At 66.8% G+C, this 14,847-nt stretch carries 11 protein-coding genes; 7 read left to right on the top strand and 4 right to left on the bottom strand.

Annotated features, from left to right (window positions below; translation table 11 throughout):
- Window positions 1-97 precede the first annotated feature (97 nt).
- From ASF26_RS04220 to ASF26_RS04230, 3 genes are all read left to right on the top strand, one after another.
- Window positions 98-1,885: an acyl-CoA dehydrogenase C-terminal domain-containing protein gene (locus ASF26_RS04220; protein ID WP_056250102.1), complete on the top strand. Its 1,788-nt coding sequence runs from the start codon at window positions 98-100 to the stop codon at window positions 1,883-1,885.
- Window positions 1,886-2,189: 304 nt separating this feature from the next.
- Window positions 2,190-3,398 (top strand): acetyl-CoA C-acetyltransferase, encoded by a 1,209-nt coding sequence (locus tag ASF26_RS04225; protein ID WP_056250105.1) that lies wholly within the window; start codon window positions 2,190-2,192, stop codon window positions 3,396-3,398.
- A 101-nt stretch (window positions 3,399-3,499) separates the two neighbouring features.
- On the top strand, window positions 3,500-3,988 hold the full coding sequence (locus ASF26_RS04230; protein WP_056250108.1) for a hypothetical protein: 489 nt from the start codon (window positions 3,500-3,502) through the stop codon (window positions 3,986-3,988).
- 105 nt (window positions 3,989-4,093) lie between these two features.
- Here the strand turns inward: ASF26_RS04230 and ASF26_RS04235 are convergent, their stop codons facing one another.
- A complete protein-coding gene (locus ASF26_RS04235; protein ID WP_056250110.1) occupies window positions 4,094-4,882 on the bottom strand; it encodes an EAL domain-containing protein in 789 nt (262 codons plus the stop codon).
- Between the two features lie 110 nt (window positions 4,883-4,992).
- On the opposite strand from ASF26_RS04235, the gene ASF26_RS04240 reads away from it, so the two are divergent.
- The gene (locus tag ASF26_RS04240) at window positions 4,993-7,197 is read left to right on the top strand and encodes a 3-hydroxyacyl-CoA dehydrogenase NAD-binding domain-containing protein (RefSeq protein ID WP_056250112.1); all 2,205 of its coding nucleotides are present in this window, start codon (window positions 4,993-4,995) and stop codon (window positions 7,195-7,197) included.
- A gap of 60 nt (window positions 7,198-7,257) precedes the next feature.
- Window positions 7,258-7,674, top strand: a complete 417-nt coding sequence (locus ASF26_RS04245) for a DUF779 domain-containing protein (RefSeq protein ID WP_056250114.1) — start codon at window positions 7,258-7,260, stop codon at window positions 7,672-7,674.
- A gap of 39 nt (window positions 7,675-7,713) precedes the next feature.
- Here the strand turns inward: ASF26_RS04245 and ASF26_RS04250 are convergent, their stop codons facing one another.
- Entirely contained in the window at window positions 7,714-8,715 is a 1,002-nt protein-coding gene (locus ASF26_RS04250; protein ID WP_056250116.1) for an NADP-dependent oxidoreductase, read from the bottom strand.
- 42 nt (window positions 8,716-8,757) lie between these two features.
- Complete coding sequence (locus ASF26_RS04255; protein ID WP_056250118.1) at window positions 8,758-9,546, bottom strand: SDR family oxidoreductase; 789 nt, start codon at window positions 9,544-9,546, stop codon at window positions 8,758-8,760.
- A 109-nt stretch (window positions 9,547-9,655) separates the two neighbouring features.
- Here ASF26_RS04255 and ASF26_RS04260 point away from each other — a divergent pair, with 109 nt between their 5' ends.
- On the top strand, window positions 9,656-10,201 hold the full coding sequence (locus ASF26_RS04260; protein ID WP_056250120.1) for a TetR/AcrR family transcriptional regulator: 546 nt from the start codon (window positions 9,656-9,658) through the stop codon (window positions 10,199-10,201).
- Window positions 10,202-10,339: 138 nt separating this feature from the next.
- Here ASF26_RS04260 and ASF26_RS04265 read toward each other — a convergent pair whose 3' ends face one another.
- A complete protein-coding gene (locus tag ASF26_RS04265) occupies window positions 10,340-12,871 on the bottom strand; it encodes a glycogen/starch/alpha-glucan phosphorylase (protein WP_056250122.1) in 2,532 nt (843 codons plus the stop codon).
- A 318-nt stretch (window positions 12,872-13,189) separates the two neighbouring features.
- Here ASF26_RS04265 and ASF26_RS04270 point away from each other — a divergent pair, with 318 nt between their 5' ends.
- Window positions 13,190-14,815: an alpha-amylase family glycosyl hydrolase gene (locus ASF26_RS04270; protein ID WP_056250124.1), complete on the top strand. Its 1,626-nt coding sequence runs from the start codon at window positions 13,190-13,192 to the stop codon at window positions 14,813-14,815.
- Window positions 14,816-14,847: the final 32 nt, after the last annotated feature.

A 14,847-nucleotide genomic window follows, 5' to 3' on the forward strand; every position in this document is an offset into this window, starting at 1 on the left:
CCCTCTCGGGCTCGATAGTTTATATGTGAACCATCAAGCGCGCCGTGGCCTGCGGGCCGAATCGAGCACGCGGTCGAACGGGTGGAGGACAGACGACATGCCGACGTACCGGGCACCTGTGGAGAACGTTCGGTTTCTCCTCGACGACGTCTTCGCGTTCCACGGCCGCAACAACCTGCGCGGGTTCTCCGATGCGTCGCCCGACCTGATCCAGGCCGTGCTCACCGAGGGCGCCAAGCTCGCCGAAGAGGTGCTGACCCCCCTCAACGCCATCGGCGACCGGCAGGGCTGCATCCGGCACGCCGACGGCAGGGTCACCACGCCGGAGGGGTTCAAGGCCGGCTACGACGCCTATGCCGCGGGCGGCTGGATGGGCATCGCCGTGCCGGAGGAATATGGCGGCCAGGGCCTGCCGCACACGATCAACACCGCGATCTCGGAATTCGCGTCGTCGGCCAATTTGGCGCTGACGATGTATCCGGGCCTGACGCAGGGGGCGATGGCCGCCCTTCTCGTCCACGGCTCCGAGGAGCAGAAGGCGACCTACCTGCCGAAGATGGTCGAGGGTGCCTGGACCGGCACGATGAATCTCACCGAGCCCCATTGCGGCACGGATCTCGGGCTCCTGAAGACCAAGGCGGTGCCGAACGGCGACGGCTCCTACAGCCTCACCGGCACGAAGATCTTCATCTCGGCCGGCGAGCACGACCTGTCGGAGAACATCGTCCATCTCGTCATCGCCCGGATCGAGGGTGCGCCGGCCGGCACCAAGGGCATCTCGCTATTCGTGGTGCCGAAATTCCTCGTCAACGAGGATGGCTCGGTGGGCGAGCGCAACGGCGTCTCCTGTGGCTCCCTCGAGCACAAAATGGGCATCCACGGCAATTCCACCTGCGTCATGAACTATGACGGCGCGAAGGGTTGGCTCGTCGGCCAGGAGAACCGCGGTCTCAACGCGATGTTCGTGATGATGAACGAGGCGCGCCTCGCGGTGGGCGTCCAGGGTCTCGCCCAGTCGGAGGTCGCCTACCAGAACGCCGTGGCCTACGCGAAGGACCGGCTCCAGGGCCGCTCGCTGACGGGGGCGAAGGCACCCGACAAGGTCGCCGACCCGATCATCGTCCACCCGGACGTGCGCCGGACCCTCATGGGTATCCGCGCCTTCAACGAGGCCGCCCGCGCCCTGGTGCTGTGGACCGCGCTCCAGGCCGACATCGGCCACCGCTCCGACGACGCGGCCGAGCGCCAGAAGGCCGAAGACCACATGGGCCTGATGACCCCGGTGGTGAAGGGCGTGCTCACGGACAAGGGGTTCGACAACGCGGTGGCGGCCCAGCAACTCTTCGGCGGCCACGGCTACATCGAGGAATGGGGCATGTCGCAATTCGTGCGCGATGCCCGCATCGCCATGATCTACGAGGGCGCCAACGGCATCCAGGCCATGGACCTCATCGGCCGCAAGCTGCCCAAGGATGGCGGCCGGGCGATGATGGGCTTCCTCGCCGAGGTCCAGACCTTCATCAAGGATCATGCCGAGGTGGAGGGCATGGCGCCGTTCACCGCGCCGCTCCAGGCCGGCCTGAACGACCTCCAGAGCGCCACGATGTGGTTCATGCAGAACGCCTTCTCCAAACCCGACAATGCCGGGGCCGGCGCCACCGACTACATGCACCTCCTCGGCCTCGTCGCCATGGGCTACATGTGGGCCCGGATCGCCAAGGCGGCGCTGGCCCGCATCGCGCAAGGCCCGTCGCCGGAGATGGACGACAAGCTCGTCACCGGCCGGTTCTACATGGAGCGGACCCTGCCCGAGACCGCCCTGCGGCTGGCGCGGATCAAGGCCGGGGCCGAAACGACCATGGCGCTCGGCGCCGAGGCGTTTTAGAGCGTCTCGACGAGTGTCCATCGCTTTCATCTAGGCTATCAGTTTCCCACACGAGGACGGGGGCTCTATCCTCGCTGGGACATCGAAAGCGGATCGCATCTGATCCGGTGGTTTGAGGCGCGACGGGCTCCCTCTCCTGGAAGGAGAGGGTTGGGGCGAGGTGTGTGACCTCTCCGGACAATCCACACACCTCACCCTGTCCCTCTCCTTCCAGGAGAGGGACCCGCTAGACCCTTGAAACCGATTGCCGCGCATGGCGGGGCCATGCCCAAGCCATTAGGGTCAAAAGAACAGGGAAGCGCATATGCCCGAGGCCTTCATCTACGATCACGTCCGCACGCCGCGCGGCCGCGGCAAGCCGGACGGCGCGCTGCACGAGGTGACGGCCCTGCGCCTCGCCGAGACGGCCCTGCGCGCCCTCAAGGAGCGCAACGGGCTCGACACGCGGCAGGTGGACGACGTCATCCTCGGCTGCGTCGATCCCGTCGGCGAGGCCGGCGGCGACATCGCCCGCGCGGCGGCCCTGGTGGCCGATTACGGCGACCACGTGCCCGGCGTGCAGATCAACCGCTTCTGCGCCTCCGGCCTCGACGCGGTGAACTTCGCCGCGGCCCAGGTCATGGCCGGCCAGCACGACCTCACCATCGGCGGCGGCGTCGAATCCATGAGCCGCGTCGGCCTCGGGGCCTCGGGCGGCGCCTGGCCGGTGGACCCCGCCATCGCGATCAAGTCGTGGTTCATGCCGCAGGGCGTCTCGGCCGACCTCATCGCCACGAAATACGGCTTCTCCCGCGACGAGTGCGACGCCTACGCGGTCGAGTCGCAGAAGCGCTCGGCGAAATCCTGGGCCGACGGGCTGTTCGGCAAGTCCGTCGTGCCGGTGCGCGACGTCAACGGCATCACCCTGCTCGACACCGACGAGCACATGCGCCCCTCCACCGACATGCAGTCGCTGGCCGGGCTGAAGGCCTCCTTCGTCCAGATGGGGCAGATGGGCGGGTTCGACGCCGTGGCGATCGACGCGCATCCCGACGTGGAGACGGTGAACCACGTGCATCACGCCGGCAATTCCTCCGGCATCGTCGATGGTGCCGCCGCCGTGCTGGTGGGCTCGAAGGAGGCGGGCGAGAAGGCCGGCCTCAAGCCCCGCGCCCGCATCCGCGCCTTCGCCAATATCGGCTCGGACCCGGCGCTGATGCTCACCGGCCCGGTGGACGTGACGAAAAAGGTGCTGGCGCGTGCCGGCATGACCATCGCCGATATCGACCTGTTCGAGGTCAACGAGGCCTTCGCCGCCGTGGTCCTGCGCTTCTGCCAGGCCTTCGGGCTCAACCCGTCCGAGGTGAACGTCAATGGCGGCGCCATCGCCATGGGCCATCCGCTGGGTGCCACCGGCGCGATGATCCTCGGCACGGTGCTCGACGAGTTGGAGCGCACCGGCAAGGAGCGCGCCCTTGTCACCCTCTGTATCGGCGCCGGCATGGGCACCGCCACGATCATCGAGCGGGTGTGATGGGGCGCCGTCCCTCCCAAACCCTTCGGAACGCTGCTAAACGGCGCACTCCCGCCGCCGATGCGGCCGGCGCAATCATAAACACCGGGAGACACGCCACGATGACACGCCTTCTCGCGACCCTGATGCTGACGACCGCGCTCTGCGCGCCGTTCGCCGCCCACGCGGACGACGCCACCGACCGCGTGGCGGTCGCCAAGGATCTGGTTCAGAAGACCCTGATCAAGAACCTCGAAACCGGCTTCACCGGCGCCCTGGAAAAGACCGTTCAGCCGATGCCCGAGGACAAGGCCGAGGCCATCCGCAAGGAGGTCCGTGCCGAGTTCGACAAGCAGCGCGAGGTGATGATCGAGGGATTGTCGAAGGCCTATGCCGAGAAGTTCAATCTCGACGAGCTCAAGCATCTCAGCGGCATCTACGACGACAAGATCTACCAGAAATTTCAGGCGATCAATTCGGACCCGGCCTCGACCGTCACCGTGATCTCGCAGGGCGCCGTCACCAAGATCCTGAACATGCTGGCCATCGCTTCGGCCGGCGACAGGCCGGCGGGCGCACCGCCGCTGCCGGGGACGGCGCCGGCCAAGTAGAATCCGATTGAAGTCGATCCGGCGGAGGATCGACGGCAGGGCCGCACCGCCTGGGGCGGGCGGCCCTACCATGAGACCGACGACGCGAACGTGCCGGAAGAGGCGCTACGACGCCAGGGCGGCGAGGCGCGGCTCCCGTGCCTCGAATCCGGCGACACTCGGGAGGGCTTCGAGTTGGGGGCGGGCGAAATGATAGCCTTGGAACAGCGTCGCCCCGAGCCCGCGCAGGGTCTCGAGTTCGCCCCGCGTCTCGATACCTTCCGCGATGACCGAGACGCCGAGCTGGCGCGCGATGGAGATGATCCCCGCCGTGATGATCTGACGGCCCTTGTCCGTGTCGATGCCGCGCAGGAGTTCCATGTCGATCTTGATCAGGTCGGGACGGAAGTTCGCCAGGAGGTTGAGGCCGGCAAAGCCCGCGCCGAAATCGTCCAGAGCCGTGAGGAAGCCCTGCTTGCGATACTCGGCGACGATGCGCTTCACATGGTCGATGTCCCGGAACTTCTCGTTCTCGGTGAACTCGAACATGATCCGGTCATGGGCGAATCCGGCCCGGCGCGCCGCCTCCAGGGAGGAGCGGATGCAGGCCGCCGGCTCGTAGACCGCGTTGGGCATGAAGTTGATGGACAGCTTGGTGTCGTCATCCACGGGGAACAGCCGGCCGGCCAGCTCGATGGCCCGCACCCGCGCGGCCTGATCGAAGCGATAGACCGTCTTTTCGGTGACGCGATCGAGGATCGAGGCCGCAGACTGGCCTTCGGGGCCGCGCACCAGCGCCTCGTATCCCCATACGCGCTGAGCGTCGAGATCGAGGATGGGCTGGAACGCCATGGTAAACGTAAAGTCGAGATCGGCGCCGTCGCGGCATCCCTGGCAGACGTTTCGCGCCAACATTCGATAAGTTTCCCTGTTCCACCTTTTTGATCCTGGGATTCTTTATCCAGCCCAAATTTTTAAAACGTCTTAATAGCCTCACGCCTTAAGCCGACTCCAAAGGATCAGACATGAATCTCACGAACTTCAGCTTCGAGGTCGATTCCGACGGTATCGCGCTGGCGACCTGGGACATGCCCGGCCGTTCGATGAACGTCTTCACCGAGGGGGTGATGAGCGACCTGCATCAGGTCATCGACGCCGTGGTGGCCGATGCGGCCGTGAAGGGCTGCGTCATCACCTCGGGCAAGGACAACTTTTCCGGCGGCGCCGACCTGACCATGCTCCAGGGCCTCGGCCAGGCTTACGAAAAGCTGAAAGCCGAGAAGGGCGAGGAGGAGGCCATGCGCCACTTCTTCGAGGAATCGCGCAAGCTCACCCTGGTCTTCCGCAAGCTCGAGACCTGCGGCAAGCCCTTCGCGGCGGCGGTGAACGGCATCTGCCTCGGGGGCGCCTTCGAGCTCTCGCTCTCCTGTCACCACCGGGTGCTGTCCGACGACCCGAAGACCCGCGTGGGCCTGCCCGAGATCAAGGTCGGGCTGTTCCCCGGCGCCGGCGGGACCCAGCGCGTGCCGCGCCTGATGCAGACCGGCGACGCCCTGCAGATGCTGTTCAAGGGCGAGCAGATCCGTCCGCTCATGGCCAAGAACATGGGCCTCGTCCACGAGGTCGCGCCGAAAGACGAGATCGTCGAGAAGGCCAAGGCCTGGATCAGGGCCGGCGGCTCGCCCGTGGCCCCTTGGGACCAGCCGAAGTTCAAGGCGCCCTCGGGCAAGGTCTATTCGCCCGCCGGCATGATGATCTGGCCCCCGGCCAACGCGATCTACCGCCGCGAGACCCACGACAATTACCCGGCGGCCAAGGCCATCCTCGCCTCGGTCTACGAGGGCCTGCAGCTGCCGATGGATCTCGCCCTGCGGGTCGAGAGCCGGTACTTCGCCAAGATCCTGCGCTCCAAGGAGGCGGCGGCGATGATCCGCACGCTGTTCATCTCCATGGGCGAGCTGAACAAGGGCGCACGCCGGCCGAAGGAGATCGCCAAGACCAGCGTGAAGCGGGTGGGCGTCGTCGGCGCGGGCTTCATGGGCGCCGGTGTAGCCTACGTCACCGCCAATGCGGGGATGGAGGTCGTCCTCCTCGACCAGTCCACGGAAGCCGCCGAGAAGGGCAAAGCCTACGCCCACAAGCTCGTCACGGACCAGATCAACAAGGGCCGCGCCAAGACCGCCGACCGCGAAGCGCTTCTCGCGCGGATCACCACCAGCGCCGATTACGCCGACCTGTCATCCTGTGATCTCGTGATCGAGGCGGTGTTCGAGGACCCGAAGGTGAAGGCCGAGGTGATCGCCAAGGTCGAGGCGGTGATCGGCGATGACGTGGTGTTCGCCTCCAACACCTCCACCCTGCCGATCTCCGGCCTCGCCAAGGCGTCCAGGCGTGCGGGCAATTTCGTGGGCATTCACTTCTTCTCGCCGGTGGAGAAGATGATGCTCGTCGAGATCATCAAGGGCGAGCAGACCGGCGATGCCGCGCTCGCCACCGCCCTCGACTATGTCCGGGCGATCAAGAAGACGCCCATCGTCGTCAACGACAGCCGGGGCTTCTTCGCCAACCGCTGCGTCGGCGCCTATCTCTACGAGGGCCACAAGATGCTCATCGAGGGCGTTCCCCCCGCCATAATCGAGAATGCCGGCCGCCAGGCGGGCATGCCGGTGGGGCCCCTCTCCCTCACCGACGAGGTCGCCGTCGACCTCGCCCTGAAGATCGTCAAGGCCACCGAGGCGCAGCTCGGCGCCGAGGCCATCGACCCAGCCCAGAAGGCTCTGCTCACGACCCTGGTGGAGGGCGAGGGCCGGCTCGGGCGCAAGAACCGGAAAGGCTTCTACGACTATCCGGAAGGCGCCTCGAAGAAGCTCTGGCCCGGATTGTCGGAGCTCCAGACGACGCGGATCGACCCCGACGAGGTCGATTTCACCGAACTGAAGCAGCGGCTCCTGGTGGTCCAGGCCCTGGAGGCCGCCCGCACGGTGGGTGAAGGCGTCATCACGGATCCGCGCGAGGCCGATGTGGGCTCCATCCTCGGCTTCGGCTTCGCCCCTTTCACCGGCGGCGCCCTGTCCTACATCGACTTCATGGGCGCGAAGGCGTTCGTTTCCCTGGCCCAGGGCCTCGAGGCGAGGCACGGGTCGCGCTTCGCGGTGCCGGAGAACCTCCTGCGCATGGCGGAGGCCGGCGGCACCTTCTACGGCGAGGCCGCAGCCAAGAAGGCGGCGTGAACGAACATCTTGGCTCGGGACATCCCCCAGCCTGGGTTAAATGACGGGAGGGAGCGTTCCATGAGCACGACCGAAGCGACCACCGCCGATCAGGTCGGCGCCGACGGAACGCCCCTGCGGGTCACGGCGACACCGACCGCCATCGCCCTGATCGAGGAATTGCGGGCCGAGCACGGGCCGGTGATGTTCCACCAATCGGGCGGGTGCTGCGACGGGTCCTCGCCCATGTGCTACCCGGTGGGCGACTTCCTCACCGGGGACAGCGACGTCCATCTCGGCCAGGTCGCCGGCGCCGATTTCTGGATCAGCCGCCCGCAATTCCAGGTCTGGAAGCACACCCACCTGATCCTCGACGTGGTGCCCGGCCGAGGCGGCATGTTCTCCCTGGAGAACGGCCGCGACCGGCGCTTCCTCATCCGCTCGCGGATCTTTACCGAGGCGGAGAACACGGCTTTGGAAGGGGCTTGCCGGATCTGATCCGGAGGCCCAGGGGCCTGACCACGTCCGGTGGCATCGTCACCGGATCTGGACCACAACCTTGCCCTTGGAACGGCCGGCCTCGAGCTCCGTCAGGGCCGCGTCCGTCTCGGCGAAAGAGACCACCCGGTCGATGACCGGGCGGATGGTCCCGGCTTCGATCAGCACCGCGATCTCCGCCAGCTGCGCCCCGTTCGCCCGCATGAACAGGAACGCGTAATCGACGCTGCGTGCCTTGGCCTTGCGCCGGATGCCGAGGCTCAGCAGGCGCATGACCTGCACGAGGAACCAGTTCAGCCCCTGAACCTTCGCAAAGGCCGGGTCGGGCGGGCCGGAGATCGAGATCAATCTTCCACCGGGCTTGAGCACGTCCAGCGACTTCCGAAGCGTATCGCCGTCGAGGCTGTTCAAGACGACATCGTAGCCGGACAGGACCGTCTCGAAGTCCTGGCGCTTGTAGTCGATGACGATATCGGCGCCGAGGCTCCTGACGAGGTCGGCATTCCCCGCGCTCGCCGTGGTCGCGACCGTGGCGCCGAGATCTTTGGCGAGCTGAATGGCGAAGGTGCCGACGCCGCCGGAACCGGCATGGATCAGCACCTTGTCGCCCGGCTCGACCTTGGCCAACTCGACCAGGGCCTGCCATGCGGTCAGGCCGACGAGGGGGATCGAAGCCGCCTCGGCCATCGACAGGTTCCGGGGCTTGAGCGCGACATCGGCCTCGGCGACGGCGATACGCTCGGCGAGGGTGCCGATGCGGCCATCGCGCGGCCGCGCATAGACTTCGTCACCCGCTTTGAAACGTCGAACCCCCCGCCCGACCCGGATGACGGTCCCGGCGAGATCGTGCCCCAGGATGAAGGGCGGCTTGTATGGCAGGAGCAGCTTGAACTCGCCATTGCGGATCTTGGCGTCCAGGACGTTGAGCCCGGCCGCCGCGATCTCGACCAGGACGTCGCCTGGTCCCATCGCGGGCTCCGGCGCATCGCCCAGGCGAAGCGGCTGCTTCTTCTTGTATCGATCGAGGAGGAACGCCTTCACGGGACTACGGTCTCCGAACGGGGGATGTGGGACCTGAACGGTTCATGCGGCGGGGGCGTAGCGCGGTGCGGGGAGAACCTGGGCGAAGCCCGGGATCATCGCCTGCCTAGCCGCCTGGAAGGCGTCCCATTGCCCGACGTCGTGAAGCGGCGGGATCGTGACGGGCTCCCGCCTGTCGAACCCCGCGAGAGCGGCGTCGACGAGGTCCCCAACCTCCATCATCGGCGGCAGCGACGCGGGATCGACACCTGAACGGCTCCAGATTTCGGTCCGGGTGGCAGCGGGCAGGACGGCTTGGACATAGACGCCCTTGGGCGACAATTCGTGGCTCAGGCCCTGGGACAGGAAGAGGACGAAGGCCTTTGTCGCCCCGTAGACCGTCATGCCGAATTCCGGGACCAGGCCGACCACGGAACCGATATTGACGATGGCACCCGTGCCGGCCTTGGCGAAGCGGGGCGCGACCGCGCTGGCGAGCCGGACCAGCGAGGTCGTGTTGAGGGTGACGAGCCGCTCGACATCGTCGGTGGCCTGCTCGACGAAGCTGCCGCCGACAGTGGCGCCGGCATTGTTGACGAGGATGCCGATGCGGTCGTCGTCGCGCAGCCGCGTCTCCACCGCCCGAACCTGATCCGAAGCGGTGAGGTCGGCCGGCAGGACGTCGACGGTGATGCCGTACTCACCGCGCAGGCGGCCGGCGAGGTCTTCCATCCGCGCCGTGTCGCGAGCGACCAGCACGAGGTCGTGCCCACGCCTCGCGAAGCGGTCGGCATAGGTCGCGCCGATTCCGGTCGAGGCTCCCGTGACGAGAACCGAGCTCTTGCTTGCCATGGGACATACCCCTTCCTGCGGGATCCATTATCATGATCGCTATCATGATTGAAACTAAATATGATCGCGATCATAATAGTGTCAACGGGGTCCATCGGGATTTTTCGAGATGCGTGTCACGCAGGAGCAGATGCGGGAGAACCGCCGCCGTATTCTGGACGCGGCGAGCCGCCTGTACCGCGAGAAGGGCTATGACGCGGTTGGAGTCGCCGAAGTGATGAAGGCCGCGGGCCTCACGCATGGCGGCTTCTACGGCCACTTCTCATCGAAGGAGGACCTCATGGCCCATGCCATTGCCCATATGACGAGCGAGGCATCGGGTAAGGGCAGCGACCTGTCGGCATTCGTCGCGACGTATCTGTCACCCGCCCATCGGGACGACGCCGCGAACGGGTGCCCGATGGCGGCCTTGGCCGCGGATGTCCGCCATCGCCCCCCAGCGACGCGTGCGGCCATGACGACGGGCATCCGCGCGCAGATCGACCGACTGGTTCAAGCACTTCCCGACAGCGTCGACACGGATCGACGCCGCGAGGCCATCGGCACCTACGCGGCCATGATCGGCGGACTGGTCCTGGCGCGGGCGGTCGACGATCCAGCGCTCTCGGAGGAAATCCTCGACGAGACACGCGCCTGGATGAACCCCGGCCCGTGACGCCGACGTTCCCCGATTCCACGCGGCGGGGCGTACGCCGCCGACGACCACCCGGCGACGCCGCGCGTCGCGAGCCTGACGGATGAAGACCCCATCCGAGGTCTTACCCGCAAGCGAAAGTCGGACGAGCCTCTCGGCTCACCCCACCTTCACCCGCCAGATGTCGTCGGCATATTCGCGCATGGAACGGTCGGAGGAGAACCAGGCCATCCGGGCGGTGTTGAGGATGGCCTTCTTCCACCAGCTCGCCTTGTCGACCCAGGCGGCGTCGATCTCGCGCTGGACGCGCCAGTAATCATCGAAATCGACGGTGAGCAGGTAGCGGTCGTTGTGGCGCAGGTCGTCCACGATCGGCTGGAAGCGGCCGCGCTCCTCCGGCGAGAAACCGCCCGCTTCGATGAAGTCGAGAGCGGCGGAAAGGCGCGGCGACGCCGCGATGGCCCGGGCGGCGTAATCCGGCTCGGCCGCCCGCTTCTGAACCCCGGCTGCGTCGAGGCCGAAGATGAAGATGTTGTCCGCCCCCACATGGTCGCGGATCTCGATATTGGCGCCGTCCAGCGTGCCCACGGTGAGGGCGCCGTTCAGCGCCAGCTTCATGTTGCCGGTGCCCGACGCCTCCATGCCGGCGGTGGAGATCTGCTCCGACAGGTCGGAGCCGGGGATGATCGCCTCGGCGAGGCTGACGCGGTAATTCGGCAGGAACACCACCTTGAGCCGGCCGGCGATATCCGGGTCGCTGTTGACGAGCTTGGCCACATCGCAGGCGAGCTTGATGATGAGCTTGGCCTGGACGTAACTCGGCGCCGCCTTTCCGCCGAAGATCTTGACGCGCGGCGTCCAGTCCTTGTGCGGCTCGGCCTTGATCGCCTGATACAAAGCCACGGTCTCGATCACGTTGAGAAGCTGGCGCTTGTATTCGTGGATGCGCTTGATCTGCGTGTCGAACAGGGCCGAGGGATCGATGACGATGCCGGTATTCTCGGCCACCACCTTGGCGAGCGCCTCCTTGCGGGATGTGCGCATGGCGGCGTAGCGGGCCTGGAAGCCGCTGTCGCTCGCATAGTCGGCCAGTCCCTGCAGCGCCTCGGGATCGTCGAGGACGCGCTCGCCCACCACCTCCACCGCGAGCTTCGTCAGCTCGGGGTTGCAGTTGTGGAACCAGCGCCGGAAGGTAATGCCGTTGGTCTTGTTGACGATCTTGTCGGTGTCGAGGGCGTGGAGGTCCTTGAACACTGTGGACCGCATCAGGTCGGTGTGGAGCGCCGAGACGCCGTTCACCCGGCGTGCGCCGAGGAAGGCGAGATGGCCCATCCGCACGCGCTTGCCGTTGGCCTCGTCGATGAGCGAGACCGAGGCGAGCTGAGCCGCGTCCGCCCTGCCGTGGCGTCCCTGCTCTTCGAGATGCATCCAGTTGATGAGGTAGATGATCTGCATGTGGCGCGGCAGCAGCCGCTCCATCAGCTCCACCGGCCAGGTCTCCAGCGCCTCCGGCAGGAGCGTGTGGTTGGTGTAGCTCAGCGTGTTGGTGGTGATGTGCCAGGCATCCTCCCAGGTCACGCCGTGATCCTCGAGGAGGATGCGCATCAGTTCCGGCACGGCGATGGCCGGATGGGTGTCGTTGAGCTGAATCGCCGCATGGTCGGGCAGCGAGCGCAGGTCGCCGCGCTCGGCCACGTGCCGGGAGACGAGGTCCTGCAGCGAGGCCGAGGTGAAGAAGTATTCCTGGCGCAGGCGGAGCTCCTGGCCGGTCTCGGAAGAATCGCTCGGATACAGCACCCGCGAGATCGCCTCGACCTTGGACCGGGCGGCCACCGCGCCCACATGGTCGCCACCGTTGAACTGCGCGAGTTCGAGGGGCGATTCCGCCTCCGCCTTCCAAAGCCGGAGGGTGTTGACGTGCTTGCCCCGCCAGCCGACCACGGGCACGTCATGGGCCACGGCCCGCACGGTCTCCGCCGGGTGCCAGTGCCGGCGGATCACGCCGTCCGAGATCGCCGACATGGTGACATGGCCGCCGAACCCGATCGTGTAGGTCGCCTCGGGCCGCACGAACTCCCAGGGATTGCCCTCGGCGAGCCAGGTTTCCGGCGCCTCCTTCTGCCAGCCATCCTCCAGGGATTGCTTGAACAGGCCGTGATCGTAGCGGATGCCGTAGCCGATGGCGGGGATCGACAGGCTCGCCATGCTTTCCATGAAACAGGCGGCGAGACGGCCCAGCCCGCCATTGCCGAGCGCCGCGTCCGGTTCGGCCGCCTCGACGTCGCCGAGATCGATGCCGAGATCGCGCAAGGCGCGGCGGGTCGTGTCGACGAGGCCGAGATTGTTCATGGCGTCGGACAGGAGCCGGCCGATGAGGAACTCGAGGGAGAGGTAATAGACGCGCTTGTTGGGGATGCTGGTGGACCTGCCGTCCATGCAGGCATCGACGATCCGGTCGCGCAGGGCCAGGGCGGTGGCGGCGAACCAGTCCCGCTCGCGGGCGGTCTCGGGGGTCTTGCCGATGGCATAGGCGAGCTTGGCGAGGATGGCTTCGCGCAGATCCGCCACGGGGTCGCCGGAGGCGGGCTTGGCCGGAGCGGTCCAGCCCGGCCGGGCGGGGGCGTCTACGGCGGCGGTACGCGTGCCGATGTCCTCGCTCCGAGCGGTGGCGGCCAGGATTTCGTTCAGCATGGTCTCATTCCCCCTCAGTGTCGCTGCCGCAGAGCGGTGTTCGGCACCCGCTTCTTCCGGCGGTGACCGTGCGGCGGCGTCGCTATGGACAGGTCGGACTTCCAGGATCGACCGATCCCGCTGGCGGTGACCGGTCCCCGCGATTCGCCTGTCTCCCATCCAAACCGTGCGGGAATGAGACCATTTAGCGCTGAAGGTTTCATGAATGCGGCGGAAGCGCGCTGGCGCGGCAGCGGGAAGGAGGCCCGGGGCGGGGTCGCTTGGTGCTCCGCCACAGGCTAGGCTGTGACCGGCATCGGGGTGTGAATCGGGGGACGGATGACGTCAGGCGAGACGACTGTTCCGGATCTGGCGAAAGCCGTCTGGTGGAAGCGGGGGACCGTCTATCAGGTCTATCCGCGTTCGTTTCAGGACACCAATGGCGACGGCGTCGGCGATCTTCCTGGCATCACGCGGCGGCTCGACTATCTCGCCTGGCTCGGCGTCGACGCCGTCTGGATCTCGCCGATCTATCCCTCGCCCATGGCGGATTACGGCTACGACGTCGCCGATTATTGCGGCGTCGACCCGCTCTTCGGCAGCCTGGCCGACCTCGATGAGTTGATCGCCGAGGCCCATGCCCGTCGGCTCAGAATCATCCTCGACTTCGTGCCGAACCACTCTTCCATCGCGCATCCGTGGTTCACGGAGAGCCGCGCCTCGTGCGAGAATCCGCGGCGGGACTGGTACATCTGGCGCGATCCGGCGCCGGATGGCGGGCCGCCCAACAACTGGCTGAGCAATTTCGGCGGCCCGGCCTGGACCCTCGACGAGGCCAGCGGCCAATATTACTACCACGCGTTCCTCGCCGAGCAGCCCGACCTGAACTGGCGCAATCCGGCGGTGCGGGAGGCGATGCACGACGTCCTGCGTTTCTGGCTCGACCGGGGAATCGACGGGTTCCGCGTCGACGTGATCTGGCACCTGATGAAGGACGAGGGGTTTCGCGACAATCCGGCGAACCCTGCCTTCCACCCCGAACAGCCGGAGATCAACCGGTTCGATCAGGTCTATTCCGCCGACCGCCCGGAAGTGTTCGACATCATCGCCGGCATGCGCCGCGTGCTCGACGGTTACGACGACCGGGTTCTGATCGGCGAGATCTACCTGCCGATCGAACGGCTGGTGGCCTATTACGGCCCCGGCCTGACCGGCGTCGACCTGCCGTTCAACTTCCAGCTGATCCAGACCCCGTGGCAGGCCGATGCCGTGGCGGCCCTGGTGGACGAGTACGAGGAGGCGTTGCCCCCCGGCGGCTGGCCGAACTGGGTGCTGGGCAACCACGACCAGCCCCGCATCGCGGCGCGGATCGGCGAGGCACAGGCGCGGATCGCCGCGATCCTCCTCCTCACCTTACGCGGCACGCCCACGGTCTATTACGGCGACGAGATCGGCCTCGCCCATGTGGAGATCCCGCCGGAGCGGATGCGAGACCCCTGGGGCTTCAACGAGCCGGGCCATGGCCGCGACCCGGAACGGACCCCGATGCAGTGGGACGACACCGAACATGCCGGCTTCAGCGAGGCCGAACCCTGGCTTCCCCTGAGCGCCGACTGGGACAGGCGGCATGTGGAGGCCCTGCGCGACGATTCCACCTCGATCCTCACCCTTTACCGGCGGCTCCTTCATCTCCGACGCGCCTATCCCGCCCTGGCGGTGGGAAGCTACCGCCGGCTCGATACGGACGGGCTCGAACACGTCCTGGCCTATGAGAGGATGGAGGCCGGCGAGACCGTGCGGATCGTGCTGAACTTCTCGGCGTCACCGGTCCGGTTCCTCATGGCGGGCGAATCAGGCTGGAGCGTTCTCCTTTCCACCCATCCCGGCCGAGCCGATATCGGTACGTCCGAGGTTCTCGACATGGCCGGAGACGAGGGCGTGATCCTGCTCCGGCACCCAGACTGAGGGCAGCAGAGCCGGGGGAGGCCAAAAAACTT

It is taken from the genome of Methylobacterium sp. Leaf93, from assembly GCF_001422345.1.
Classification (GTDB): Bacteria; Pseudomonadota; Alphaproteobacteria; order Rhizobiales; family Beijerinckiaceae; genus Methylobacterium; species Methylobacterium bullatum.

Excerpts from the sequence above, each read along its gene's own strand:
- ASF26_RS04220 (WP_056250102.1), top strand. The coding sequence starts at position 98 with ATGCCGACGTACCGGGCACCTGTGGAGAACGTTCGGTTTCTCCTCGAC.
- ASF26_RS04265 (WP_056250122.1), bottom strand. The coding sequence starts at position 12,871 with ATGCTGAACGAAATCCTGGCCGCCACCGCTCGGAGCGAGGACATCGGC.
- ASF26_RS04230 (WP_056250108.1), top strand. The coding sequence starts at position 3,500 with ATGACACGCCTTCTCGCGACCCTGATGCTGACGACCGCGCTCTGCGCG.
- ASF26_RS04260 (WP_056250120.1), top strand. The coding sequence starts at position 9,656 with ATGCGTGTCACGCAGGAGCAGATGCGGGAGAACCGCCGCCGTATTCTG.
- ASF26_RS04245 (WP_056250114.1), top strand. The coding sequence starts at position 7,258 with ATGAGCACGACCGAAGCGACCACCGCCGATCAGGTCGGCGCCGACGGA.
- ASF26_RS04235 (WP_056250110.1), bottom strand. The coding sequence starts at position 4,882 with ATGTTGGCGCGAAACGTCTGCCAGGGATGCCGCGACGGCGCCGATCTC.
- ASF26_RS04240 (WP_056250112.1), top strand. The coding sequence starts at position 4,993 with ATGAATCTCACGAACTTCAGCTTCGAGGTCGATTCCGACGGTATCGCG.
- ASF26_RS04225 (WP_056250105.1), top strand. The coding sequence starts at position 2,190 with ATGCCCGAGGCCTTCATCTACGATCACGTCCGCACGCCGCGCGGCCGC.
- ASF26_RS04255 (WP_056250118.1), bottom strand. The coding sequence starts at position 9,546 with ATGGCAAGCAAGAGCTCGGTTCTCGTCACGGGAGCCTCGACCGGAATC.
- ASF26_RS04270 (WP_056250124.1), top strand. The coding sequence starts at position 13,190 with ATGACGTCAGGCGAGACGACTGTTCCGGATCTGGCGAAAGCCGTCTGG.